This window comes from Streptomyces sp. NPDC091376 (assembly GCF_044757085.1).
GTDB lineage: Bacteria > Actinomycetota > Actinomycetes > Streptomycetales > Streptomycetaceae > Streptomyces > Streptomyces pratisoli.
Genome location: NZ_JBIVUF010000014.1, coordinates 143,569 through 164,815 on the forward strand (window position 1 = coordinate 143,569; position 21,247 = coordinate 164,815).

A 21,247-nucleotide genomic window follows, 5' to 3' on the forward strand; every position below is an offset into this window, starting at 1 on the left:
GCAATGGTACCCACGGGGGCCTACGGCACATGGCCGTCGCCGATCGACGCCGCGCTCGCGGCGTCGCACGACGGCCGTCCCGAGTTCGTCGGCACCGTCGGCGACGAGGTGTGGTGGACCGCACCGCGCCCCGCCGAGGGAGGGCGCCGGGCCCTGGTCCGCCGCCGGGCCGGCGGAGCCGAGGAGTCGGTCCTGCCCGCCCCGTGGAATGTGCGCAGCCGGGTCATCGAGTACGGCGGGCAGCCGTGGGCCGGAGCCGCCCGCTCCGAGGGCGGCCCGCTCATCGTCTTCGTCCACCACCCCGACCAGCGGCTGTACGCGTACGAACCGGACGGCGGCGGTGAGCCGCGGCCGCTCACCCCTGTGTCGACGGTGGGCGACGGGCTGCGCTGGGTCGACCCGGTCGTCCACCTGGACCGTGGCGAGGTCTGGTGCGTGCTGGAGGAGTTCACCGGCGAGAGTCCCACCGATCTGCGGCGGGTGATCGCGGCCGTTCCGCTGGACGGTTCCGCCGCCGGGGACCGCGCGGCCGTGCGGGAACTGACCGACGACCGGCACCGGTTCGTCACCGGCCCCCGGCTGTCCCCGGACGGGCGCCGTGTCGCGTGGATCGCCTGGGACCATCCGCGCATGCCCTGGGACGGCACGGAAGCCATGATCGGCGAGGTGACGGACGGCGGGCCGTTCGCGGGCGTGCACCCCGTCGCGGGCGGCCCCGACGAGTCGGTGGCCCAGGTCGGCTGGGCCCGGGACGGATCCCTGCTCTTCGTCTCGGACCCCGGCAACTGGTGGGAGCTGCGCCGTATCCGGCCGGACGCCCTGGACAGCGGCGAGCCGACGGCCGTCGGTCTCTGCGAGGGCCGCGGCGAGGAGTTCGGCGGCCCGCTGTGGAAGATCGGCCTGACCTGGTTCCAGCCGCTGGACAGCGGACTGATCGCGGTCATTCACGGAAAGGGCTCCACCGCCCTCGGGATACTCGACCCCGAGACCGGTGAGCTCGTCGACGCGGCCGGGCCCTGGACCGAGTGGGCCTCGACGCTCGCCGCGCACGGCAGCCGGGTCGTCGGCGTCGCCGCGAGCCCGCGCAGCGGATACGAGGTGGTGGAGCTCGACACCCGCACCGGCAGGACCCGCGTCATCGGCTCGGCCCATACCGACTCCGTCGACCCCGCCTACTACCCCGAACCCCAGATCCGCACCTTCACCGGGCCCGACAACCGGGAGATCCACGCCCACATCTATCCGCCGCACAACCCGGACCGCATCGCCCCCGGCGACGAACTGCCGCCCTACGTGGTGTGGGCGCACGGCGGGCCCACCGGACACGCGCCGCTCGTCCTGGACCTGGAGATCGCCTACTTCACCTCGCGCGGCATCGGCGTCGCCGAGGTCAACTACGGCGGTTCGACGGGCTACGGACGGGAGTACCGCAACCGGCTGCGCGAACAGTGGGGCGTCGTCGACGTCGAGGACTGCGCCGCGGTCGCGGAGGCCCTCGCCTCCGAAGGCACCGCCGATCCCGAACGGCTCGCGATCCGCGGCGGGAGCGCTGGAGGCTGGACCACCGCAGCCTCGCTCACCGGCACGGACGTGTACGCGTGCGGCACGATCATCTATCCCATCCTGGATCTGATGGGCTGGGCCACCGACGAGACCCATGACTTCGAGTCCCGGTACCTCGAATCGCTGGTCGGGCCGCTCGCCGAGGTCCCCGGCCGCTACCGGGAGCGCTCGCCCATCGAGCACGTCGACCGGATCTCCGCGCCCTTCCTGCTGCTCCAGGGACTGGACGACCCGATCTGTCCACCGGTGCAGAGCGAGCGTTTCCTCGCCCAGATGGCGGGACGCGGCGTCGCTCACGCGTACATCGCGTTCGAGGGGGAGAGCCATGGGTTCCGCCGCGCGGACACCATGATCCGCGCCCTGGAGGCCGAACTGTCCCTGTACGGCCAGACCTTCGGCATCGCACGCGCCGACGTCCCCCAGCTCGAACTGAAGAAATGAAGGACGCAGTGAACCAGGAGCCCGCGCAGTGACCCTCACGCCCCTGACCCGGCCCCCGCGTCTCGTCCCGGGCGACAGGATCGCCGTCGTCGCGCCGAGCGGTCCCGTACCGGCCGAGCGGCTCGAGGCGGGGCTGGACATTCTGCGCGGCTGGGACCTGGAGCCGGTCGTCATGCGCCATGTCCTGGACGAGCATCCCCGGCTCGGGTATCTCGCGGCAACGGACGAGGCCCGCGCCCGGGATCTCGAGCAGGCGTACACCGATCCGTCCGTCTCCGCCGTGATGTGCGCCCGCGGCGGCTACGGCGCCCAGCGCATGGTGGACCTCGTCGACTGGGCGGCGATACGGGCGGCGGGCCCGAAGGCGTTCATCGGCTACAGCGATGTGACCGCGCTCCACGAGGCGTTCGCGGTCCGCGCCGGGATGTCGACGCTGCACGGCGCCATGACCGCGGCGGAGACGTTCCTCAAGGACGCCCCCACGCAGGAGTCGCTGCGCGCCACGCTGTTCGAGCCCGAGTCGGTCATGACCCTCGGCCTGGAGACCGCCCGCGCGCTGGTGCCGGGCCGGGCGAGGGGCATCACGCTGGGCGGTTGTGTCAGCCTGCTCGCGGCCGAGCTCGGCACCCCGCACGCCCGGCCCTCGGCACGCGGCGGACTGCTGCTGATCGAGGACGTGGGGGAGGAGCCGTACCGACTGGACCGGATCCTCACCCAGCTGCTGCGTTCGGGATGGCTGGACGGGGTGGCCGGCCTGGCCCTCGGCTCCTGGGCGGACTGCGGCCCGTACGAGAACGTCCGGACGCTGTTCCGGGACCGGCTCGGAGGCCTCGGGGTGCCGGTCGCCGAGGAGCTCGGCTTCGGGCACGGCCCCACGACGCTGACCGTGCCCCTCGGGGTTCCGGCGGTGCTGGACGCCGAGACGGGAACGCTGACGCTGGACGCCCCGGCGCTGACCTGACGCCCGGTCACGGCCGGGCCGCGTCGTGCCCGGTGCTGTTCCGCCGGGACCGGGGCGCCTGCCGGGGTTCCGGCCGGATCCCGCCCCGGTCCGGCGGAACAGCCCGGTGCCTGCGTGCGATGCCTCAGTCCGCGCCTGCCTCCGGTGCCCGCGTTCCTCGCTCCGTCCGGTGCCTGCGTTCCTGGCCTCCGTCCGGTGCCGAGGGATCAGCCGATCGCCGCGTACCCCGGGCGGATCACCTCGTCGATGAGGCTGCGGCGCTCCGGCAGCGGCAGGAACGCCGACTCGACGGCCGCGACCGTGAACTGCTCGAAGACCTCGGGCCCGTAGCCGAACGCGTCCGCCATGTGCTGGAACTCGCGGCTCATGGTCGTGCCCGAGACCAGACGGTTGTCGGTGTTGAGCGTGACCCGGAAGCCCAGGCGGCGCAGCAGGTCGATCGGGTGCGTCGCGTAGTCCTTCGCCGCACCGGTCTGGAGGTTGGACGTCGGGCAGACCTCCAGCGCGATCCGGTTGTCGCGGACGTACGCGGCGAGGTGGCCCAGCGTGGCCGTGCCGTCGTCGTGGACCCGGATGTCGTCGGTGATACGGACACCGTGCCCGATCCGCTCGGCCCCGCAGATCTGGACGGCCTCATGGATGGACTCGGCACCGACGGCCTCGCCCGCGTGGATCGTGAAGTGGCAGTTGTGCCGCTTGAGGTGCTGGAAGGCGGGGAGGTGGTTGGCCGGCGGATTGCCGATCTCGCCGCCGGCGATGTCGAAGCCGGCGACCCCGCGGTCCCGGTGGGCCACGGTCAGCTCGGCTATCTCCAGCGAGCGCCGCGTGTGCCGCATGCCCGTGAGCAGCGCGCGCACGGTGATACGGCCACCCGCCCGGCGCTCGCCCTCGCGGAAGCCCTCGTTGACGGCGTCCACGACCTCGTCGAGGCCGAGCCCGCGCTCCTGGTGCTGCTCCGGCGCATAGCGCACCTCGGCGTACACGACCCCGTCGGCCGCCAGGTCCTCGGCGCACTCCGCGGCGATCCGGAAGAGGGACTCGCGGGTCTGCATCACCGCGCAGGTGTGGGCGAAGGTCTCCAAATAGCGCTCCAGCGATCCGGAGTCCGCGGCGTCGCGGAACCAGACGGCGAGCGCCGCGGGATCCTCGGTGGGCAGGGCGTCGTAGCCGCACTCCCGGGCCAGCTCGACGATCGTGGCGGGGCGCAGACCGCCGTCCAGATGGTCGTGGAGCACGGCCTTGGGGGCGCGGCGGATCCAGTCGGCGACGGTGGCAGAGTTGTCAGACAAGTGCATGCAGCGGGAGTGTACGCCACCGTGCCGCCCGACGCGTCCGGAGCTCGGCCCCGCGTCCGGATCCCGCGCCGCGAGCGTGTGCGCGTCGGCCCTGCGGGCGACGGCGCCGCCGGCCGGGCACGGGCTCCAGGCCGATACCCCTAGTTCGACTGGAGCACGGGCAGGGCGGGAGCACCCGTCGGCAGCATGTGCTTGGCGGCCAGGACGGGAACGCCCTCGGCCCGTACGACCTGGGTGACCAGCACGGCGGGGGTGTCGGCCGGGCGGTTCAGCTGGGCCCCGCGCCGCCGGCCGAGCACGGTCGCCGTCACGCCCGAGTGGGCGGTCAACGGCACGCCCCGGGACGCGCCGGCCAGCACCGCCAGCATCGACGTCCGGTCGTCGCGGACCGTACCGCGCAGGGCCTGCGCGAAGGCCGGATGGACCCGGTCCAGCACGTCGTCGGGCGCCGCCCATTCCTGGCTGAGCGCGGCCGCGGCGCCCTCGCCCGACAGCAGGGACTCCCAGAACCGAAGCTCCGCCCGGGCCGGGGCGAGCAGATGCTGGGTGGTGAAGTCGGTCGGCTCCTCGACGGCCCGCAGCAGCGCCCGCACCCGCAGCGGCGCCCCCGCGGAGAGCTGTTCCTCCAGCGGCTGGATGTGCTCGAAGCCGCGGCGCGGCGGGCGGTCGTTGACCGTCCTGCCGACACCGCGGCGGACCGTCAGCAGCCCGTCCTCCTGGAGCAGCAGCAAGGCCTCCCGCAGGGCCGGCCGGCTGACGCCCAGCTCGGTGGCGAGCCGCGGCTCGGACGGCAGGGTGGAGCCGGGCGGATAGGTGCCGTCGTGGATGGCGTCCGCGATCCGCTCGTACAGGACGACGACCGGCCTGCGCTGCTGTCCGCCGACTGCCACGACCCCTCCTCGGCTCACTTGTCAGGCTGCCTGTTTCCCGGTCACCGGCCGTGTGGACGGGCCGCCTGCCGCGCCTGACGGTTCATTTTCCCGCTCACCGTAATTCACATCGGGAAGGCCTTGACGTTCTACGCACGTAGATCTCAGGCTGTTCGAGCGTACTTGTCTGACAAGGCGGTCGAGGCGCCTCCAGGGGCTGCCGCCCTGTCGATGCGCACATCGGTGGATTCGAGACCGACATCCAAGGCAAAGGGGCCAAGACATGTCATCCACGCCCGGCCGGACGCGTTCCGGGGCCGACTCCGACCTGGCGGGCCGCGGCGGCATGCTGACGGCCATGGTGCTGGCCGTACTCGGCTACCAGATCAACGCCACGATGCTGAGCCCGGCGCTGCCCGACGTCATCGAGCGCCTCGGCACCACGACGGCCGCCGCGGGTCTCTCCCAGACGCTGTTCTTCCTGATGGCGGCGATCGGCCAGGTCACCCTGGCTCGCCTCAGCGACCGACGCGGCCGCAAGCCCATGATGATCCTCTGCGCGATCGTGCTGATCGCCGGAGACCTGCTGTGCGTCCTTGCCCCGAACATCGAGGTCTTCATCGCGGGCCGGATCCTCCAGGGCGTCTCCGCCGCCATGTTCACGCTGGCCTTCCTCACCCTGAACCAGCTGCTCAGCCCCGCCGGCTTCGGCAAGGCCGCGGGCATCATCACCGCCGTCAACGGCGGCCTCGCGGGCGTCGACGCCATCGCGGGCGGCCAGATCGCCGACACCATCGGCTTCCGGGGCATCTTCGTCTGCTCGGCGCTGATCGCCGTCGCGGGCCTGATCGGCGTCCGCAGGTACGTCCCCGACGTACCGCCCACCACCACCGAGGGCCGGTTCGACTCGCGCGGCATAGCCGCGCTCTCCCTCGGCCTCACCGGCGTCCTCGTCGGTCTCGCCCAGGGCGCCGCCTGGGGCTGGGCCTCGCCGCTGACCCTCGGCTTCCTGCTCGGCGGCGTCGCCGCTCTCGCCTTCTTCGTCGTCTCGCAGAAGTCCGCCACCGACCCGGTCATCGACATCGAGGTCCTCGCCTCGCGCCGTGCCTGGCCGCTGCTGATCACCACGATCTGCACCCTCGGCGGAGCCTTCGGCGCGATCGCCCTGACCATCCCGCTGTTCGCCCAGGACAGCGAGGTCGGCCTCGGGCTCTCGGCCGTGACCGCCGCCGTGCTCTTCCTGACCCCCATCCAGCTCATCGGCGTGGTCTCGGCCCCGCTGACCGGACGTCTCGGCCCGAAGTTCGGCTGGCGCACGATCGTCGTCACCGGCGCCGTCGCCAACTTCGTGATCTTCGTCTTCGCCACGCTCTTCCTGCACAACGAGTGGATCCTGGTCGCCACGCTGGCCGCGCTCGGCGTGACGTACGGCGGCTTCATGCTCACCGGCCTCAACGGACTGGCCGTCACCACCGCGCCCAAGGACAAGCCCGGCTCCCTCTCCGGGCTCAACGGTGCCTGCTTCGGCATCGGGGCCTCGCTCGGCATCGCCCTCGCCTCCGCGATGATCACGGCGGGCAGCGACGCGCACGGCGTCACCGGGGCCGGCTACCGGAACGCCATGTTCGTCGCGCTCGCGCTGCTGGCGGTCGGCGTGGTCACCGCGCTGCTGATCCAGCGCCCGGACCCGGCGGAGATGGCCGGGGAGGGCGAGGACGAGCCGCGGCTGGTGCTCAGCCACCACTGAGACCGGGCCTGACGCCGCCGCACGGGCCGCCGTCTCAGGTGGCCGGTGGTGACGCCGCACGGTCAGCCGCCCACGGTCCGTCGCCGCACGGGGCGCCGTACGAGTCACCCGTACGGTCCCCTCCGCACACCTCATGGGACCAGGGGCCGTCCATCCTGGTCCCATGAGCCGCAAGGACACGTCGACCGGTGCGAGGAGCAGGACGAAGGGCGGAGGGAAGCGCGCGGTCCGGAGCCCGGAGGGCTTCCGCGGCCGACTGACCCCGGCCAGGATCGCCGGCCTGGTGATCGTGGTCCTGACCCTGGTCTTCATCTTCGAGAACACCCGGCAGGTGAGGATCAGGCTGCTGATCGCCGAGGTCACGATGCCGCTGTATCTGGCCCTGCTGGCCACCTGGGTCCTCGGCGGTCTCTGCGGCGGATACCTCTTCCGCCGCCGTACCGGATGACGGACACCCTCTAGCCTGGCGCCATGCCCGACAGACCCGGTCCCCGTCCCCGCCCCGACGGCGCCTCCGGCGGACTCGTGGCCGAAGGCCCGCGGACCGTCATACGCCCGTTCCGCCTCGACGACGCGGCCGAGTTCACCGCGCTGGCCCGCGAGAGCGGCCGGCTGCACCGGCCGTGGCTGTTCCCGCCCCAGACGGCCGCCGCGTACACCGTCTACGCCCGAAGGCTCATCGAGGACCCGGCGAAGGCCGGCTTCCTGGTGTGCGAGCGTGCGGACGGTCGCATCGCCGGATTCATCAACATCAACAACATCGTCGAGGGCGCCTTCCTCAGCGGGGCCCTCGGCTACGGCGCCTTCGCGCACGCCGCGGGCCGCGGACTGATGAGCGAGGGGCTCGGCCTCGTCGTCCGCCACGCCTTCGGCCCGCTCGGGCTGCACCGCCTCGAAGCCAACATCCAGCCCCGCAACGCGTCGTCCATCGCCCTAGTGCGCCGCCTGGGCTTCCGCCTGGAGGGCTTCTCGCCCGACTTCCTCTTCATCGACGGCGCCTGGCGCGACCACGAGCGGTGGGCGATCACGGCGGAGATGGAGATCAGCGCCTGAAGAGCCGCCCCGTGGGGCATGCTCTTCGCACGGTTGCCCGGCTGGATGAGGAATGGCCGCTCTGCGCCCTCTCCGTGCCGATACGCAGGCAACTCGCCATGTTCCGCCCGGGTTCACCCGTCGTACGCGGGGCGCCTCGATGCTTCGTCCGGGCCGGTGCCGAGAAGTGCCCGGGCAACAGATGTTTCAGTGATTGACGGAGGTCATCGATGGTCAAGCGGCGTGAGCTGCTCGGGATGGTGGGCGCGACGGTCGGAGCCTCAGTGCTGGGGGTGGGCACGGCCGAGGCCGGGACCCAGGTCGCGGAGGGCCGGCACCGCCCCTCGCACCGGACGCTCAAGGTCATGCAGTTCAACATCTGGCTGGGCGGCAGCCAGGTCCCCGGTGGTCGGGCCGGTATCGCCGACACCATCGCCGCGGTCCGGCCGGACGTGGTCATGCTCAGCGAGTCGACTCCGGAGCGGGTGGCCAACACGCTGGCCGATCTCGCCGAGCGCGGCCTGACCTTCTACGACAACGCGAACCCGAGCGATCCGGGCGTGATCTCGCGCTACCCGATCATCGAGAGCAAGTCCTTCCCGTACTGGTCGAAGGCGGTCATCTCGGTCGACGGCACCGAGGTCGCGGCCTACTCCGGGCACCTCGAGTACCGCTACTACGCCAACTACCTCCCGCGCGGCTACGGCGGCGGCACCCCGGCCCCCTTGGAGACGTCCGAGTACGGCTGGGACGAGATCCCGACCGGCCCGATCACCGACGTCGACCTGATCAACCGGCTCAACGAGGCGTCCGGGCGTACCGAGGTGACGAAGACGGTGCTGGCGGACGCCGCGATGGAGCGCCGCCGGGGACGGCTGACCATGCTGGCCGGGGACTTCAACGAGCCGTCGCACCGGGACTGGACGCGCCGGACCCGGAACCTGTTCGACCACAACGGCACGGTGGTCGAATGGTCGACGACCAAGGCGATCGAGGAAGCCGGCTTCCGCGACAGCTACCGTGAGGTGTACCCCGACCCCGTTCGCTCGCCGGGCTTCACCTGGCCGAGCGACAACCCCGGTGTCGAGCCGGGGCAGCTCACCTGGGCTCCGAAGGCGGACGAGCGGGACCGGATCGACTTCATCTTCTACCACCCGGACCGGCGGATCGATCTGCTCGACAGTGTGATCGTCGGTCCGTCCACGACGATCGTCCGCAACGAGCGGGTGGAAGAGACCGGCCGGGAGAAGTTCTGGGAGCCGAGCTGGACCTGGCCCACCGATCACAAGGCTGTGCTCAGCACCTTCCGGGTGTCCACCCACCGCCATCACTGACCGGTTGCCGTCCGTGACCGGTCGCCGACCGTCGGGGGTCGTCGGGGACCGGCACGGCGGACCGGCCGGGCTCAGTTGTGGACCGGGCCCACGAAGTTGCCGGGACGCGTGGCCGACTCCTGTTCGGTGACCGGTCCCCAGCGCCAACGCAGGTTCTTCGACGCCGTGTTGTTGGGTGGGGTGACGATCGCGGTGACCGGCTCGATGACACCGTCGTCGCCCGACTGCGCGGCCAGGAACGTGAGGGTGAACCGGGCGGCCTTCCCGGGTTCCAGCGTCACGGCCGTGTGCGTGGCCGACCTCTGGTCGGTGAGGGTCTCGGTCGTCGCTCCCTGAGCGAGTGTCACCTTCGGGAAGCCGTCCAGCATGCACGAGAAGCGTTCGAGATTCCGCAGCGTGACGACGGCCGTCTGCTGGGTACCGGGATTCCTGCCGCCGGACACGGCCGTGCCGCCGGGGGCCCACGACAGCGCCAGATCCGACGTCAGGCACGGCGGGGGCGGCGGGGGCGGTGCCGCTGCCGCAGGCGTGGCCATGACCACCGGAGCGGTGACCGCCGCCGCGGCCAGGACGCGCCCGGCATGCGTACGGATGCGGCTACGGTCGGTGGGCTTGCCCTTGCGGGCGCGTTTCGGCCATGACATGCGGTACCTCCGTCGTGGGCGGCTGGGGCGTCCGGACCCGCGATGGGCTGCTCTGGAAGATCACGAGCGCCGACGAGCACAGACCACTTCACCCTAAATCACCCATTTGGGTGATGCATCCCGGATCGGGGTCCGGCCGGCCTTCCACCGCCGTCCACCGCCGCTTCCCGACCCCGACCCCGACCTCGTCCGGACGGCAGCAGCGCGGGAGCGCCGCTCGCCGATCCCCTCGCCGAACCGCTCGTCGCGGCCTTACGTCGCGGTCTTTGCCGAAGACTGACCCGGAGAACCCCTGGTCAGTGCGGCGCTCACCGTGTTCCATGGTCAACGGGGCCGTCGGCCGCAGGAGTTGCCGACCGGTGCGCGACCCCGTGTGAGCGACGCGAACGAAGCGAGGTTGCCTTGGCCACGACCGTGCGACGTGCCGTACTGACCCTGCCCGCGGCCCCGTTGGGCCCGGAGAATCCGCTGCCCGCCCTGCACCCCCTCGACGAGGTCCACACGCTCGACGACCGCACCAGGGCGGGACTGCCGCGTGACATGGCGCGGCAGATCGGGTACGAGCCGCTGCGCACCGTCCTGCCGACCCGCCTGCGGGACGGATACGGGCGGGACCGCGGACCGGCGGACCTCTACACGATCGTGATCGAGAACGACCGGCTCCGGGTCACCGTCCTGCCCGGGCTCGGCGGCCGTGTCCACTCGCTGCACCACAAGCCCACGGGCCGGGAGCTCGTCTACCGCAACCCCGTCCTCCAGCCCGCCGACTTCGCCCTCAACGGCGCCTGGTTCTCCGGCGGCATCGAGTGGAACACCGGCGCCACCGGCCACACCACCCTCTCCTGCGCGCCGTTGCACGCCGCCGTGGTCCCGGCTCCCGACGGCGGCGACATGGTCAGGCTCTGGGAGTGGGAGCGGCTGCGCGACCTGCCGTTCCAGGTGGACCTCTGGCTGCCCGACGGCTCCGACTTCCTCTACGTGGGCGTGCGGATCCGCAATCCCCATGAGCGGTCCGCGCCGGTCTACTGGTGGTCCAACACCGCCGTACCGGAGGGACAGGGGACCCGGGTCCTCGCACCGGCCGAGGCGGCCTGGCACTTCGGCTACGAACGCACCCTGCTGCAGACGGCGCTGCCGGAGCACGACGGGACGGACCGTACGTACCCGTTGCGCAGTGAGTACCCCGCCGACTACTTCTACGACGTTCCCGGCGACGCCCGTAAGTGGATCGCCTCGCTCGACGCGGACGGCCGCGGGCTCGTCCAGACCTCGACCGACCGGTTGCGCGGCCGCAAGCTCTTCCTCTGGGGCGCGGGGTCCGGCGGACGGAACTGGCAGCGATGGCTGACCGAGCCGGGCACACCCGGCTACGCCGAGATCCAGTCAGGGCTCGCCCGCACCCAGCTGGAGCACGTACGGCTCGACGCCGGGCAGGAGTTCAGCTGGCTGGAGGCGTACGGCCCGCTCGCCGCCGACCCGGCGGCCGTGCACGGCGACGACTGGGCCGCGGCGCGCGCCGAGACGGCCGCGCGTCTTGAGGAGGCCCTGCCCCGCGCGGACGTCGACGCCGCCCACGAGGCATGGCAGCGGTACGCCGACACCGAACCCGGCGAGACGCTGGCCACCGGCTCCGGCTGGGGCGCGCTCGAAGTGCTCCGCGCCGGCCACAAGCTGCCGGGAACCCCCTTCGACGCGTCCACCCTCGGTGAGGAGCAGGCACCGTGGCTGGAGCTGCTGCGGACCGGCGTCCTGCCCGCGCCGCGCCGTGTCGCACCGCCCGGCCCCACCCTCGTCGCCCCGCACTGGCGCGACATGCTGGAGACCGCACCCGCGGAACCCCACACCGAGTACCACCTCGGCGTCGCCCAATGGCACGCAGGCGACCACGCCCAGGCCGTACGGAGCTGGGAACGCGGTCTCCGGCTCGCCCCCTCGCGCTGGCCGCTGCTGCGCTGCCTCGCCCTCGCCGACCGTGCGGGCGGCCATCCGGAGCGTGCGGCCGAGTTGTACGCCGAGGCCTTCGACGACCTGTGCGCGGAGCGCCGCGACGACGGGGAGGCCTGGACCGCGGCGACGGCGGCGCTGGCCCGCGAGACGCTCGAGAGCCTCCTCGGCACGGGCCGTGCCGCGGCCGCCCGCGCGGTCCAGGACCGGCTGTGGCCCGCACTCCGCGACCGTGGCCGGTTCCGGCTGCTGGAGGCCAGGCTGCTCCTTGCTGAGGGCGACCGCGCCGCCGCACGGGCCGTCTTCGACGACGGCTTCGAGGTGGCGGACCTCAGGGAGGGTGCCGAGATCCTCGGCGACATCTGGGCGGAGCTGACCGACGAACCGCTGCCCGCCCGCTACGACTTCAGGATGCGGCCGCTCCGTACGCCCGAGTGAGCGGCCGCCCGGGGAGCCCGAGCCCGGGGCGCGGGGGCGGGGCACGGCGAGCGCGCGGCGCGGACCGCCTCACTGCTCGGGCACGGCCTTCCGGTCGGCGTACTCGAACACCGCCCCGTCCGGGTGGACCGCGATGAGATTGCGGCCCACCGGGGTCGGCACCGGGCCCGCCAGCACCGTGGCGCCCACCGCGGTGAGCGTCGAGTGCGCCGCGTCCACGTCCTCGACCGCGATGGTCGCCGTCACCTTGCGCAGGATGTCCAGCTCCGACTCGGGGCCGCTCATCAGGAGGAAGCATCCCACCGCCGCGACCGACACCCCGCCGCGATCGAAGCGGAGCGCGGGCGTGCCGGTGAGGCGTTCGTAGAAGCCGGTCGCGGCCTCCAGGTCGTCGACGCAGATACGCAGCGTGGTTCCGAGGATCTCCATACGGGCGAGGGTAGTTGGCGCCGGAAGGGCGCGAGATCGATTCCCGCCCCGCGCCACCGCGCTCCCGCCGGCCGCACCGTCGCACCCGGCGGCGCACCCGCCCACGGGCCCACGGGATGCGGGCCCACGGGATGCGGGCCCACGGGACGCGGGCCCACGGGACGCGGGCCCACGGGGACCCGGCGGAGCTGCCCGCGTGCCCCATCCGGCGGAGGTACCGGTCTACCGCACCCGGCACAGCAGTTCGCCGTGCGGCACCATGAACCAGCCGTCGTCCTGGCGGCCCCACTCGTACCAGCCCGCGGCGATGCCCGCCAGGTGCCCCGGCTGTGCGTGCCCGCCCTCGACGGCCAGCGCCGCATAGGCCGACGCCGTCGTGCGGTCCGCCCACAGCCCGCTCCACCACTCACGTTCGCGCGGGGTGACGAAGCACCAGGCGGAGGCGGTCGCCGTCACCTCCGTGAACCCCGCGCGCCGGGCCCAGGAGTACAGCCTGCGGCCGGCGTCCGGTTCACCGCCGTTCGCCCGCGCCACCCGGCGGTACAGCGCCAGCCAGTCGTCCAGGACCGGGACTCCGGGGTACCAGGCGAAGGCGCCGTAGTCGCTGTCGCGGACGGCGACGATCCCGCCGGGCCGGCACACCCGGCGCATTTCGCGCAGCGCGAGCACCGGGTCGCCGACGTGCTGCAGGACCTGGTGGGCGTGCACGACGTCGAAGGAGTCGTCGGGAAAGTCCAGTGCGTGGACATCGGCGACCGCGAAGCGGACGTTGAGGAGCGCCCGTGCGGCCACCACCTCGCGTGCCCGGTCCAGCACGTCCGCGGCCGCGTCGACCGCGGTCACCGTGCCGGGCGCGACCAGGGCCGCCAGGTCGGCCGTGATCGTGCCGGGACCGCAGCCGACGTCCAGCACCTCGTCCCCGGGCCGCAGTTCGGGAACGAGATACGCGGCCGAGTTGGCCGCCGTGCGCCAGCGGTGCGAGCGCAGCACCGACTCGTGGTGCCCGTGGGTGTAGACAGCGGTCTCCTTCGGCATGGCCGTGGCCCCTCTCTCCTGCTCTCTCCCGACGCGGTACGGCCACGGTACGCCGGGCTCCCGAATGTCGAGACCGCCGTCTCGGTATATGGGCAGGTCGGGTCAGAACGTCGCCGCGGGGGCCGACGGGCGGTACACGATGAGCGCCTCGGGCACCTTCTCCACCGTCAGCTCCGTCGGCGCCTCGGCCACTTCGCCGTCGAACGCGAGCGGAGTGCCCGACGGCAGACCCGCGATCCGCAGCCGCCGCAGGCGCACCGCCGCGTGGACGGGGGAGCGGCTCAGCGGACCGGCGAGCGCCGCCGCCAGCAGCCGCAGCCCGGGGCCCCGCCCGCCGTGCACCACCCGTACGTCGAGCAGACCGTCCGCGAGGTCGTAGCGGCGGCCGGGCGTCGGGCCGACCCGCTGATACACGCCGTTCCCGGCGAACAGCAGCCAAAGGGGTCGCCTGCGCCCGTCGAACTCGGCCTCCAGGGGATGCCGTCCGCGCAGGGTCCGCAGCGCGGCAAGCACCCCGGCCGGCCAGCTGCCGATCCGGGGCGACCACCGCTCACGCACCCGCACCAGCTCGGGATACACGCCCAGCGAGAAGGTGTTGATGAAGTGGCCCTCGGGCGCGCCGTCCGGTCCGGGCGTGAACCGGCCCAGGTCGACCCGCACCGCGTCACCCGAGGCCAGGGCCCGGCAGGTGTCGTGGACGGTCTCGATGCCCAGGTCGTGCGCGAAGTGGTTGAGCGTGCCGCCGGGGAACACGGCGAGCGGCAGATTGTGCCGGGCGGCGAAGGTCGCGGCCCGGTTGACCGTGCCGTCGCCGCCGAGGATGCCGAGCGCCCGGCAGCCGCTCGCCGCCGCTTCCTCCAGCGCGTTGTCGAGATCCTCCGGCGCGCACTCGACCACGCGGGCCAGCGGCAGAGCGTCCCGTACCAGCTCCGTCGGGTCCTCCCCGCCGGTGAGAGCCGCGCCCGCAAGGCCCCCGAGCGCACCGGAACCGTTCGCGCCGGACGAGCGGTTCGCGACGACCACGAGGTCCTTGCCACCGGGCAGCAGCGGCGCCGGGGCGTGCGGCCGGCCGGGCGGCGGGAGCTGGTCGCGCGTCGGCACCAGACCACGCACGGCGAACGCCGCACCCACACCGAGTGCCGCGCCCACGAGAACATCGCTCGGATAGTGCACTCCGGTGTACACACGGGACAGCGCGACCGCGGCCGCGACGGGCGCGACCACCGCGCCCCACGCCTTCGACTCCATCGCCACACCCGTGGCGAACGCCGCCGCCGAGGCGGAGTGCCCGGAGGGGAAGGACGTGGTGAACGGCTGCTGCTTCAGCTGCCTGACCAGCGGCACGGCATCGAGGACGGGACGCGCCCTGCGCACCGACCGCTTGGCCACCGTGTTGATCGTCGCGGAGGCCAGCGTCAGCGAGGCCACGCCCCGCACCGCGGCCCTGCGTGCCCGGGCGCCACGTCCGAGGGCGACCATCCCGGCCGCCGTGCCGAACCAGAGGACCCCGTGGTTCGCGCTCCGGCTGAGCTTCGGCAGCAGAGGATCGGCGCCCGGCCAATGGCGGGTCGCCACGACATGGAAGGCCTGGCGGTCCCATCCGGCGAGCATCGAGGCGATACGCCGGGCGAGCGCCGAACGGGCTTCGGGCCGCACTCCCGGACGAGGCACGGGAGGTGCGGCGAAATGGGGGGCGGGGTGGTGCGGTGAGTGTTCGCGATGGTCCGGCATGGAACGCGGGTACCCCGGGCGTCCGCACCCCAAGCAGCCCCTCGTGAAGTTCCCACCCGCGGACGGCGGGCCCCGCGCACCCTCCCGTCGCGCGCTCGCCGGGGCCGATGCGCGGGAGCACAGTGGAGCGTATGGACAATCGTCTGCTGGACCGGCACGCCGAGGCGCTCGCCCTCTTCACCGACCGGGTGCACGCCGTCCGGCCGGAGCAGTGGGACGCGCCGACACCCTGTGCCGAATGGTCCGTACGGGACCTCGTCAACCATGTGGTCTCCGAGCAGCTCTGGGTGCCGCCCCTGGTCGGCGAGGGCCGGACCATCGCCGACGTCGGCGACGCCTACGACGGCGACGTCCTCGGCGAGCATCCCGCCGTCACCTGGGACCGTGCCGCCTCCGCCGCCAAGGCGGCCTTCCGCGAACCGGGCGCGCTCGACCGCACGGTGACGCTGTCGTACGGCGAGAGCACGGTCGCCGCCTACTGCTCCCAGATGGTGGCGGACACGGCCGTGCACGCCTGGGATCTGTCCAGGGGCATCGGCGCGGACGAGACGCTCCCCGACGAACTCGTCGGCTTCACCGTACGAGAGGTCTCCCCGTACGCGACGGAGCTCGTCGGCAGCGGACTGTTCGGCCCCGCCGTGCAGCCGCCGGCCGGTGCGGACGCGCAGACGAAGCTGCTGTGTCTGCTGGGCCGCCGTCCCTGACGCCGTCCTCGAATCCGCCCCTGAAGCCGCCCCTGAAGCCGCCCCTGAAGCCGCCCCTGAAGCCGCCCCTGAAGCCGGCCGATCGCCCCCTGGGACGCGCCCCTGCGACGCGTCCCCCGGAGTCCGCCCCGGAATGCGGCCCGCGCGGTAGGCGGCGCGCGCCGAGGAACCGCACCGTGGCCGTCAACGGGCAGGATCCGGTGGCCCACCACCGGCGAACCGCCTCCGCCGACGCCGTGCGCCTGACCCGTTCGCCCCGGCGGTGCGTCATCCGGCGCCCGTGAAGTGAGCGTTGGGGCCCGGGGCCGGTGGCCGCGACCGCCGTCGCCGCTCGGAGCGGCGGGTAAGGCCACGGCCGAACGGCCCGTCCGGAGCGGCGGTGCGGCCCGAACCTCCGTATAAAGGGCACGTGGGCCGGGCAGGGATTCCCGGGCCGTGAGTACGGGAGGTGGGCGCATGCGGCGGACGGATCCGGAAGGCCGCGGCCCGGTCCGTTACGGCCCGCCCGCGCCGGACCCCGGCCTGCCGGTGCTGCCCGAACTCGCCGAGGTGCTCGCGGCCGCCGCCGGACGTACCTCGCCCGAGCCGCCCGGTGGCGGGCCGGTGCTGCGCGAGGCCGCCGCCGGCTACTGGTGGCGGCGCGGGCTGCGCAGCCGCCCCGAGGACATCGCGGCAGCCCCCGGTGCCCAGCCGCTGCTGCTCGCCCTGCTCGCCGCACACGGTGGCGACGTACTCATGCCGCGGCCCTGCCCGGCCTGGTGGACACCGCAGGCCAGGGTCCTCGGCCGGCCCACGTACCACGTGCCCACCGCCGCCGAGAGCGGCGGCGTACCCGATCCGTACGCGCTGCTGGAGACCGTGCGCAGAATCCGGGCGGAGGGCGGCGCCCCGCACGTCGTCCTCTTGTCCGTCGCCGACGACCCCACCGCCACCGTCGCCCCGCCCGAACTGGTCCGCGAGGCCTGCGAGGCCGCGGTCGACGAAGGACTGCACATCATCAGCGACGAGACCTGGCGGGACACGGTGCACGAGCCGCACGCACACGTGCTGCTCAGCCCCGCCGAGATGTGCCCCGACGACGTGACCGTCCTCAGCGACCTGTCCGGAGCGCTCGTACCCGCCGCGTGGCCGGTCGCCGTGGCCCGGTTCCCGGCGAGCGCGCACGCCACCGACCGGCGGGCCCGGGTCCTCGACATCCTCACCGCGCTCGGCGGATTCGTCGCCGGACCGGTCGCGGCCGCCGCCGCGCACGCCCTCGGCGAACCCGGCCCGGTCACCGCCAGGTCCGCGCACGCCAACGCGCTCCATGCCCGGGTCGCGACCGCGGTCCACCACGAGGTCCTCACCGCCGGCGCGCTGGCCCGGCCCCCTCAGGCCGGCCGCCATCTGTACGCCGACCTCGGTCCGCTGCGTGCCCGGCTCGCCGGGCGCGGCGTGACCGACTCGATGGAGCTGGAGGACTACCTCAGCGACCGCCTGCGCACCCCGGTTCCCGGCGGCCACCGCTTCGGCGACGAACTGGGCGCCCTGCGCGTCCGCCTCGACACCGGCCCGTTCCTCGGCGCGAGCCCCGAGGAGCGCCTCGAAGCCCTCGCGGCCGAGGTGCCCCTGGAACTGCCCCATGTCGCCAGGGCGTTGGCCTTCTTCCGCTCGGCGTTCCAGGAACTCCGATGACGTCCGACGACCTCCGATGACCTCGGTCCCCCTCCAGGCCCCCATCCCCATCCCGATCCCGACCCGGAAACCGCGCCCCGCGAGCCCCCCACCGCGCTGAACGGAGCCGCAGATGACGGAACAGACGGAGCAGCCCCCGCGCCCTTCCCCGACGGCGCCGACCACGTGCACCACGGGCACCGCGCGGGCCCTCGGCCGCACCGCCCCGGGCCACGTCCCGCACACGGCCGGCACGACCGATACAACCGGCACGACCGATACGACCGACCCGCCATCCTCCACCGCCCACACGCCTGCGGCGTCCGCGGCGTCCACGACGCCCCAGGCACGCCAGGCGCACACCGCGTCTTCGGGGACCGCACGGAGGCCCGCGGCGCCGACCGGGTTGCGGCCGCTCGGGCTCAGCCGGCGCTGGCCGCGGTCGTTCGCCGACCGGCTCACCGCGCCGCTGCCCGGCGTACGGGCCATGGCCAGACTGGCCAGGGAAGGGGCGCTGCGGCCCCCGGCCGCCGGGCTCAAGGACATTCCCCGACTGCCCTTCTCGCCCGGGCCGCTCCCCGACGCTGAGCCGGGCACGGTCGCCGTCACCTGGGCCGGGCACGCCAGCTGGGTGATCGGGATCGGGGAGCTGACGGTGCTGACCGACCCCGTCTGGTCCCGCCGGATCCTCGGTACGCCCGCCCGGCTCACCCCGGTCGGCGTCCGCTGGGAGGACCTGCCCCCCGTCGACGCCGTCGTCATCAGCCACAACCACTACGACCACCTCGACGCCCCCACCATCGCGCGGCTGCCCAGGCGCACCCCGCTGTTCGTGCCCGCGGGCCTCGGCGGCTGGTTCCGTCGCCGGCGCTTCACCCGGGTGACCGAACTCGACTGGTGGGAGACGGCGGAACTGCCCGCGGGGAGCGGGGTGGGCTCGGTCCGGTTCGAGTTCGTCCCCGCCCACCACTGGTCCAAACGCACGCTGACCGACACCTGCCGCTCGCTCTGGGGCGGCTGGATCCTCACCGACCAGCGCGGCCGGCAGGTCTACTTCGCGGGCGACACCGGATACGGCCACTGGTTCAAGGAGATCGGCCGCCGCCACCCGGAGATCGACCTGGCGCTGCTGCCGATCGGCGCGTACGCGCCGCGCTGGTGGCTCAGCTCCGTGCACACCGATCCGGAGGAGGCCCTGCAGGCCTTCGAGGACCTCGGCGCGCGGAACATGGCCCCGATGCACTGGGCGACGTTCGTGCTCTCCGCGGAGCCGGTGATGGAGCCGATCCGGCGGCTGCTGACCGCGTGGGCGCAGACCGGCAGGCCGCGCCAGGAGCTGTGGGACCTTCCGGTCGGCGGATCACGCGTGCTGACCGCCGGATGAGCGACGCCCGCGACGCCCGCGATGTCCGCGGAGCCTGTGCCACAGCGCGGGCACCCCGCTGAGCAGCAGCGTCAGCCCCACCGCCGCCAGCACGCCCTGCCACGGCTCGGCGAACAGGGAGCCGCCGAGGATCCCGATCAGCCCGTACGTGGCCGCCCACGTCAGGCACGCGGGCGCATCGCCCCGCGCGAACCGGGCCATCGGCATCCGCGCCAGCAGACAGGCGAGCATCACCGGAATCCGTCCCGCCGGCACCAGCCGGGACAGGACGAGCACGGTCACGCCGTGCTCGTCGAGCCGCTGCTGAGCCTGCGCCAGCCGGTCCGGCGCCGCACGCTGCCTCAGCGCCTCCAGCCACTTCGAACCGTTCTTCGACCCGACGCCGCGCCTGCCCAGCCAGTACAGCGTGATGTCCCCGAGGAACGCCGCGGACGCGGCGACCAGGAACACGAAGACCATGGAGAACGGCGCGGTCTGATGGAGCGCCACCACCGCCGCAGAGCTGACCACCGCCCCCGTCGGCACCACGGGCACCAGCGCACCCAGCGCCACCAGCAGGAACAGCGACGGATAGCCGACGGCCTGCTGTGTGGACTCCGGCGGCAACTGCCCCACCACGTCCTGGAGGGTCACCTCGCGACCTCCGGCCGGACGCTCTCGCCGTGCCCCAGCCGGTGCACCGCCACCCGCGGCGCGAGGCGCGCCGCCTTCCGTACGAACTCATCGCCCGGCGAATGGAACTCGTGCGGCCGGATCGCGTCCATCCCGATCGGCCAGTACGTGCCGTAGTGCACGGGCACCGCCGACCGGGGCGCCAGCGCCGCGAGGGCCCGCGCCGCGCGGTCCGCGTTCAGATGGCCGTGCCCCAGGAACGGGCCCCAGCCGCCGACCGGCAGCAGCGCCACGTCCACCGGGCCGACCGCGTCCGCCATACCGTCGAACAGGCCGGTGTCCCCGGCGAAGTAGGTGCGCGCGGTGCCCTGGATGACATAGCCGAGCGCCGGAGAGCGGTGCGGCCCCACCGGCAGCCGCCGTCCGTCGTGCGCCGCGGGCACGGCCCGTACGCGCAGGTCCTCCACCGCGACCTCGTCGCCCGGGCCCACCTCGATGACCCGCAGCCCGTCCAGCCTGCGCAGCCCCGGGACCGCCCGTTGCGCGCCGCGTGGCACGATCAGCCGGGTGCCCGGGGCGAGCCGGGCCAGCGACGGCAGATGCAGATGGTCGCAGTGCAAGTGCGAGACGACCACGACCTCGGCGTCCGCGGCCTCGGGCGGCGGCAGTTCACCGCGCCGCCGGCGCAGATGCGCCAGCCTGCCCGCGAACAGCGGGTCGGTCAGCACCCGCACCCCGGAGTCCTCGACCGTACAGGTGGCGTGACCCCACCAGGTGACCTCCACCGCCACGCACCGCCTCCACGTCGTCGCCTGCGTACGAGCGTAGGCGCTCGCACACCCGGCGGACCTCCACGCGCCCCGATGCGCGCCTCCCCCCTACGGGCGTACCCGGAGTAGGGTCGGCCCACGACAGCCGACGCAGGGGGAACGGTCCATGCCAGACGTAGGGGGCGACGGCGTGCGCGGCGACGTCCGCGACGGCGTGCGGGTCGCGGCGATCGCCAGCCTGACCCCGCTGGAGGAGCTCGACGCCGACCCGTTCCTCGTCGACACGCGCAGCCAGCACGCCATGTGTGCCCGATGGGCCGCCGGCAACGGATACGTCGTCGCCCGCGAACTGCTGTTCTACCGACTCCGTCCCGACCACCGCGGTCTGTGGGCCGACGTCGACGCCGGCCTCGTCGACCTCTTCGTCGCCCCCAACGAGCGCGTCCTCGCCCGCGCCCTGACCTCCGTGCCCGAGTTCTCCGCCGAATGCGAACGCCGCGGGGTGCCCCTGGCCACCGCGGGCCTCGCCGAGCCCGCGTACGACGCGGCGATGAAGGCGAGCGTGCACCGGCGCATGTCGATGCCGACGGCGGGCTACGACGGCTGCTGACCCGATGCACGGGCGCCCGGCCGCTCTCCGTGCGTGACACGCTGGAACGGA

The 21,247-nt window shown here is 73.6% G+C and carries 19 protein-coding genes; 11 read left to right on the forward strand and 8 right to left on the reverse strand.

Annotated elements, in window-relative coordinates; genetic code table 11:
* Positions 1–3 precede the first annotated feature (3 nt).
* On the forward strand, positions 4–2,004 hold the full coding sequence (locus ACIQMR_RS27510; RefSeq protein WP_401392590.1) for an LpqB family beta-propeller domain-containing protein: 2,001 nt from the start codon (positions 4–6) through the stop codon (positions 2,002–2,004).
* A 28-nt stretch (positions 2,005–2,032) separates the two neighbouring features.
* Positions 2,033–2,965 carry an LD-carboxypeptidase gene (locus ACIQMR_RS27515; protein ID WP_401392593.1) on the forward strand — a complete coding sequence of 311 codons (933 nt, stop codon included), beginning with the start codon at positions 2,033–2,035 and terminating at the stop codon, positions 2,963–2,965.
* 206 nt (positions 2,966–3,171) lie between these two features.
* On the opposite strand, the gene ACIQMR_RS27520 is transcribed toward ACIQMR_RS27515, so the two are convergent.
* Both ACIQMR_RS27520 and ACIQMR_RS27525 read right to left on the reverse strand, forming a co-directional pair.
* On the reverse strand, positions 3,172–4,260 hold the full coding sequence (locus ACIQMR_RS27520) for an adenosine deaminase (RefSeq protein ID WP_401392595.1): 1,089 nt from the start codon (positions 4,258–4,260) through the stop codon (positions 3,172–3,174).
* Between the two features lie 140 nt (positions 4,261–4,400).
* Complete coding sequence (locus ACIQMR_RS27525; protein ID WP_401392598.1) at positions 4,401–5,150, reverse strand: GntR family transcriptional regulator; 750 nt, start codon at positions 5,148–5,150, stop codon at positions 4,401–4,403.
* Positions 5,151–5,412: 262 nt separating this feature from the next.
* Here ACIQMR_RS27525 and ACIQMR_RS27530 point away from each other — a divergent pair, with 262 nt between their 5' ends.
* The 4 genes from ACIQMR_RS27530 to ACIQMR_RS27545 all read left to right on the forward strand — a co-directional run bounded on the left by ACIQMR_RS27530 (position 5,413) and on the right by ACIQMR_RS27545 (position 9,242).
* Complete coding sequence (locus ACIQMR_RS27530; protein ID WP_401392601.1) at positions 5,413–6,876, forward strand: MFS transporter; 1,464 nt, start codon at positions 5,413–5,415, stop codon at positions 6,874–6,876.
* A gap of 163 nt (positions 6,877–7,039) precedes the next feature.
* Positions 7,040–7,324, forward strand: coding sequence for a DUF1049 domain-containing protein (locus ACIQMR_RS27535; RefSeq protein WP_401392604.1), 285 nt, complete (start codon positions 7,040–7,042; stop codon positions 7,322–7,324).
* Between the two features lie 23 nt (positions 7,325–7,347).
* On the forward strand, positions 7,348–7,929 hold the full coding sequence (locus ACIQMR_RS27540) for a GNAT family N-acetyltransferase (RefSeq protein WP_401392606.1): 582 nt from the start codon (positions 7,348–7,350) through the stop codon (positions 7,927–7,929).
* A 209-nt stretch (positions 7,930–8,138) separates the two neighbouring features.
* The gene (locus tag ACIQMR_RS27545; RefSeq protein ID WP_401392608.1) at positions 8,139–9,242 is read left to right on the forward strand and encodes an endonuclease/exonuclease/phosphatase family protein; all 1,104 of its coding nucleotides are present in this window, start codon (positions 8,139–8,141) and stop codon (positions 9,240–9,242) included.
* A 71-nt stretch (positions 9,243–9,313) separates the two neighbouring features.
* On the opposite strand, the gene ACIQMR_RS27550 is transcribed toward ACIQMR_RS27545, so the two are convergent.
* Positions 9,314–9,886: a DUF4232 domain-containing protein gene (locus tag ACIQMR_RS27550; protein WP_401392611.1), complete on the reverse strand. Its 573-nt coding sequence runs from the start codon at positions 9,884–9,886 to the stop codon at positions 9,314–9,316.
* Between the two features lie 402 nt (positions 9,887–10,288).
* Between ACIQMR_RS27550 and ACIQMR_RS27555 the strand changes: the two genes are divergently transcribed.
* Positions 10,289–12,268 carry a DUF5107 domain-containing protein gene (locus ACIQMR_RS27555; RefSeq protein WP_401392614.1) on the forward strand — a complete coding sequence of 660 codons (1,980 nt, stop codon included), beginning with the start codon at positions 10,289–10,291 and terminating at the stop codon, positions 12,266–12,268.
* A gap of 69 nt (positions 12,269–12,337) precedes the next feature.
* On the opposite strand, the gene ACIQMR_RS27560 is transcribed toward ACIQMR_RS27555, so the two are convergent.
* The 3 genes from ACIQMR_RS27560 to ACIQMR_RS27570 form a co-directional block, all read right to left on the reverse strand.
* A complete protein-coding gene (locus ACIQMR_RS27560; protein ID WP_401392616.1) occupies positions 12,338–12,697 on the reverse strand; it encodes a VOC family protein in 360 nt (119 codons plus the stop codon).
* Positions 12,698–12,919: 222 nt separating this feature from the next.
* Positions 12,920–13,732 carry a methyltransferase domain-containing protein gene (locus tag ACIQMR_RS27565; RefSeq protein WP_401392619.1) on the reverse strand — a complete coding sequence of 271 codons (813 nt, stop codon included), beginning with the start codon at positions 13,730–13,732 and terminating at the stop codon, positions 12,920–12,922.
* A gap of 102 nt (positions 13,733–13,834) precedes the next feature.
* Positions 13,835–15,343, reverse strand: a complete 1,509-nt coding sequence (locus ACIQMR_RS27570) for a bifunctional phosphatase PAP2/diacylglycerol kinase family protein (RefSeq protein WP_401392801.1) — start codon at positions 15,341–15,343, stop codon at positions 13,835–13,837.
* A gap of 251 nt (positions 15,344–15,594) precedes the next feature.
* On the opposite strand from ACIQMR_RS27570, the gene ACIQMR_RS27575 reads away from it, so the two are divergent.
* The 3 genes from ACIQMR_RS27575 to ACIQMR_RS27585 all read left to right on the forward strand — a co-directional run bounded on the left by ACIQMR_RS27575 (position 15,595) and on the right by ACIQMR_RS27585 (position 19,204).
* A complete protein-coding gene (locus ACIQMR_RS27575; RefSeq protein WP_401392621.1) occupies positions 15,595–16,167 on the forward strand; it encodes a TIGR03086 family metal-binding protein in 573 nt (190 codons plus the stop codon).
* Positions 16,168–16,623: 456 nt separating this feature from the next.
* Positions 16,624–17,841, forward strand: a complete 1,218-nt coding sequence (locus ACIQMR_RS27580) for an aminotransferase class I/II-fold pyridoxal phosphate-dependent enzyme (RefSeq protein WP_401392624.1) — start codon at positions 16,624–16,626, stop codon at positions 17,839–17,841.
* A gap of 112 nt (positions 17,842–17,953) precedes the next feature.
* On the forward strand, positions 17,954–19,204 hold the full coding sequence (locus tag ACIQMR_RS27585; protein ID WP_401392627.1) for an MBL fold metallo-hydrolase: 1,251 nt from the start codon (positions 17,954–17,956) through the stop codon (positions 19,202–19,204).
* On the opposite strand, the gene ACIQMR_RS27590 is transcribed toward ACIQMR_RS27585, so the two are convergent.
* Both ACIQMR_RS27590 and ACIQMR_RS27595 read right to left on the reverse strand, forming a co-directional pair.
* Entirely contained in the window at positions 19,181–19,837 is a 657-nt protein-coding gene (locus tag ACIQMR_RS27590; RefSeq protein ID WP_401392630.1) for a DedA family protein, read from the reverse strand. The genes ACIQMR_RS27585 and ACIQMR_RS27590 overlap by 24 nt on opposite strands.
* Positions 19,834–20,607 (reverse strand): MBL fold metallo-hydrolase, encoded by a 774-nt coding sequence (locus ACIQMR_RS27595; RefSeq protein WP_401392632.1) that lies wholly within the window; start codon positions 20,605–20,607, stop codon positions 19,834–19,836. Before ACIQMR_RS27595 ends, ACIQMR_RS27590 begins: the two co-directional genes overlap by 4 nt.
* Positions 20,608–20,752: 145 nt before the next feature.
* Here ACIQMR_RS27595 and ACIQMR_RS27600 point away from each other — a divergent pair, with 145 nt between their 5' ends.
* A complete protein-coding gene (locus ACIQMR_RS27600; protein ID WP_401392635.1) occupies positions 20,753–21,196 on the forward strand; it encodes a hypothetical protein in 444 nt (147 codons plus the stop codon).
* Positions 21,197–21,247 lie beyond the last annotated feature (51 nt).

What these genes read in the sequence shown, in the direction of transcription:
- ACIQMR_RS27545 (WP_401392608.1), top strand. Translation starts at nt 8,139, where the DNA reads ATGGTCAAGCGGCGTGAGCTGCTCGGGATGGTGGGCGCGACGGTCGGA.
- ACIQMR_RS27565 (WP_401392619.1), bottom strand. Translation starts at nt 13,732, where the DNA reads ATGCCGAAGGAGACCGCTGTCTACACCCACGGGCACCACGAGTCGGTG.
- ACIQMR_RS27560 (WP_401392616.1), bottom strand. Translation starts at nt 12,697, where the DNA reads ATGGAGATCCTCGGAACCACGCTGCGTATCTGCGTCGACGACCTGGAG.
- ACIQMR_RS27530 (WP_401392601.1), top strand. Translation starts at nt 5,413, where the DNA reads ATGTCATCCACGCCCGGCCGGACGCGTTCCGGGGCCGACTCCGACCTG.
- ACIQMR_RS27575 (WP_401392621.1), top strand. Translation starts at nt 15,595, where the DNA reads ATGGACAATCGTCTGCTGGACCGGCACGCCGAGGCGCTCGCCCTCTTC.
- ACIQMR_RS27535 (WP_401392604.1), top strand. Translation starts at nt 7,040, where the DNA reads ATGAGCCGCAAGGACACGTCGACCGGTGCGAGGAGCAGGACGAAGGGC.
- ACIQMR_RS27585 (WP_401392627.1), top strand. Translation starts at nt 17,954, where the DNA reads ATGACGGAACAGACGGAGCAGCCCCCGCGCCCTTCCCCGACGGCGCCG.
- ACIQMR_RS27580 (WP_401392624.1), top strand. Translation starts at nt 16,624, where the DNA reads ATGCGGCGGACGGATCCGGAAGGCCGCGGCCCGGTCCGTTACGGCCCG.
- ACIQMR_RS27540 (WP_401392606.1), top strand. Translation starts at nt 7,348, where the DNA reads ATGCCCGACAGACCCGGTCCCCGTCCCCGCCCCGACGGCGCCTCCGGC.
- ACIQMR_RS27570 (WP_401392801.1), bottom strand. Translation starts at nt 15,343, where the DNA reads ATGCTCGCCGGATGGGACCGCCAGGCCTTCCATGTCGTGGCGACCCGC.
- ACIQMR_RS27550 (WP_401392611.1), bottom strand. Translation starts at nt 9,886, where the DNA reads ATGTCATGGCCGAAACGCGCCCGCAAGGGCAAGCCCACCGACCGTAGC.
- ACIQMR_RS27520 (WP_401392595.1), bottom strand. Translation starts at nt 4,260, where the DNA reads ATGCACTTGTCTGACAACTCTGCCACCGTCGCCGACTGGATCCGCCGC.
- ACIQMR_RS27600 (WP_401392635.1), top strand. Translation starts at nt 20,753, where the DNA reads ATGCCAGACGTAGGGGGCGACGGCGTGCGCGGCGACGTCCGCGACGGC.
- ACIQMR_RS27510 (WP_401392590.1), top strand. Translation starts at nt 4, where the DNA reads ATGGTACCCACGGGGGCCTACGGCACATGGCCGTCGCCGATCGACGCC.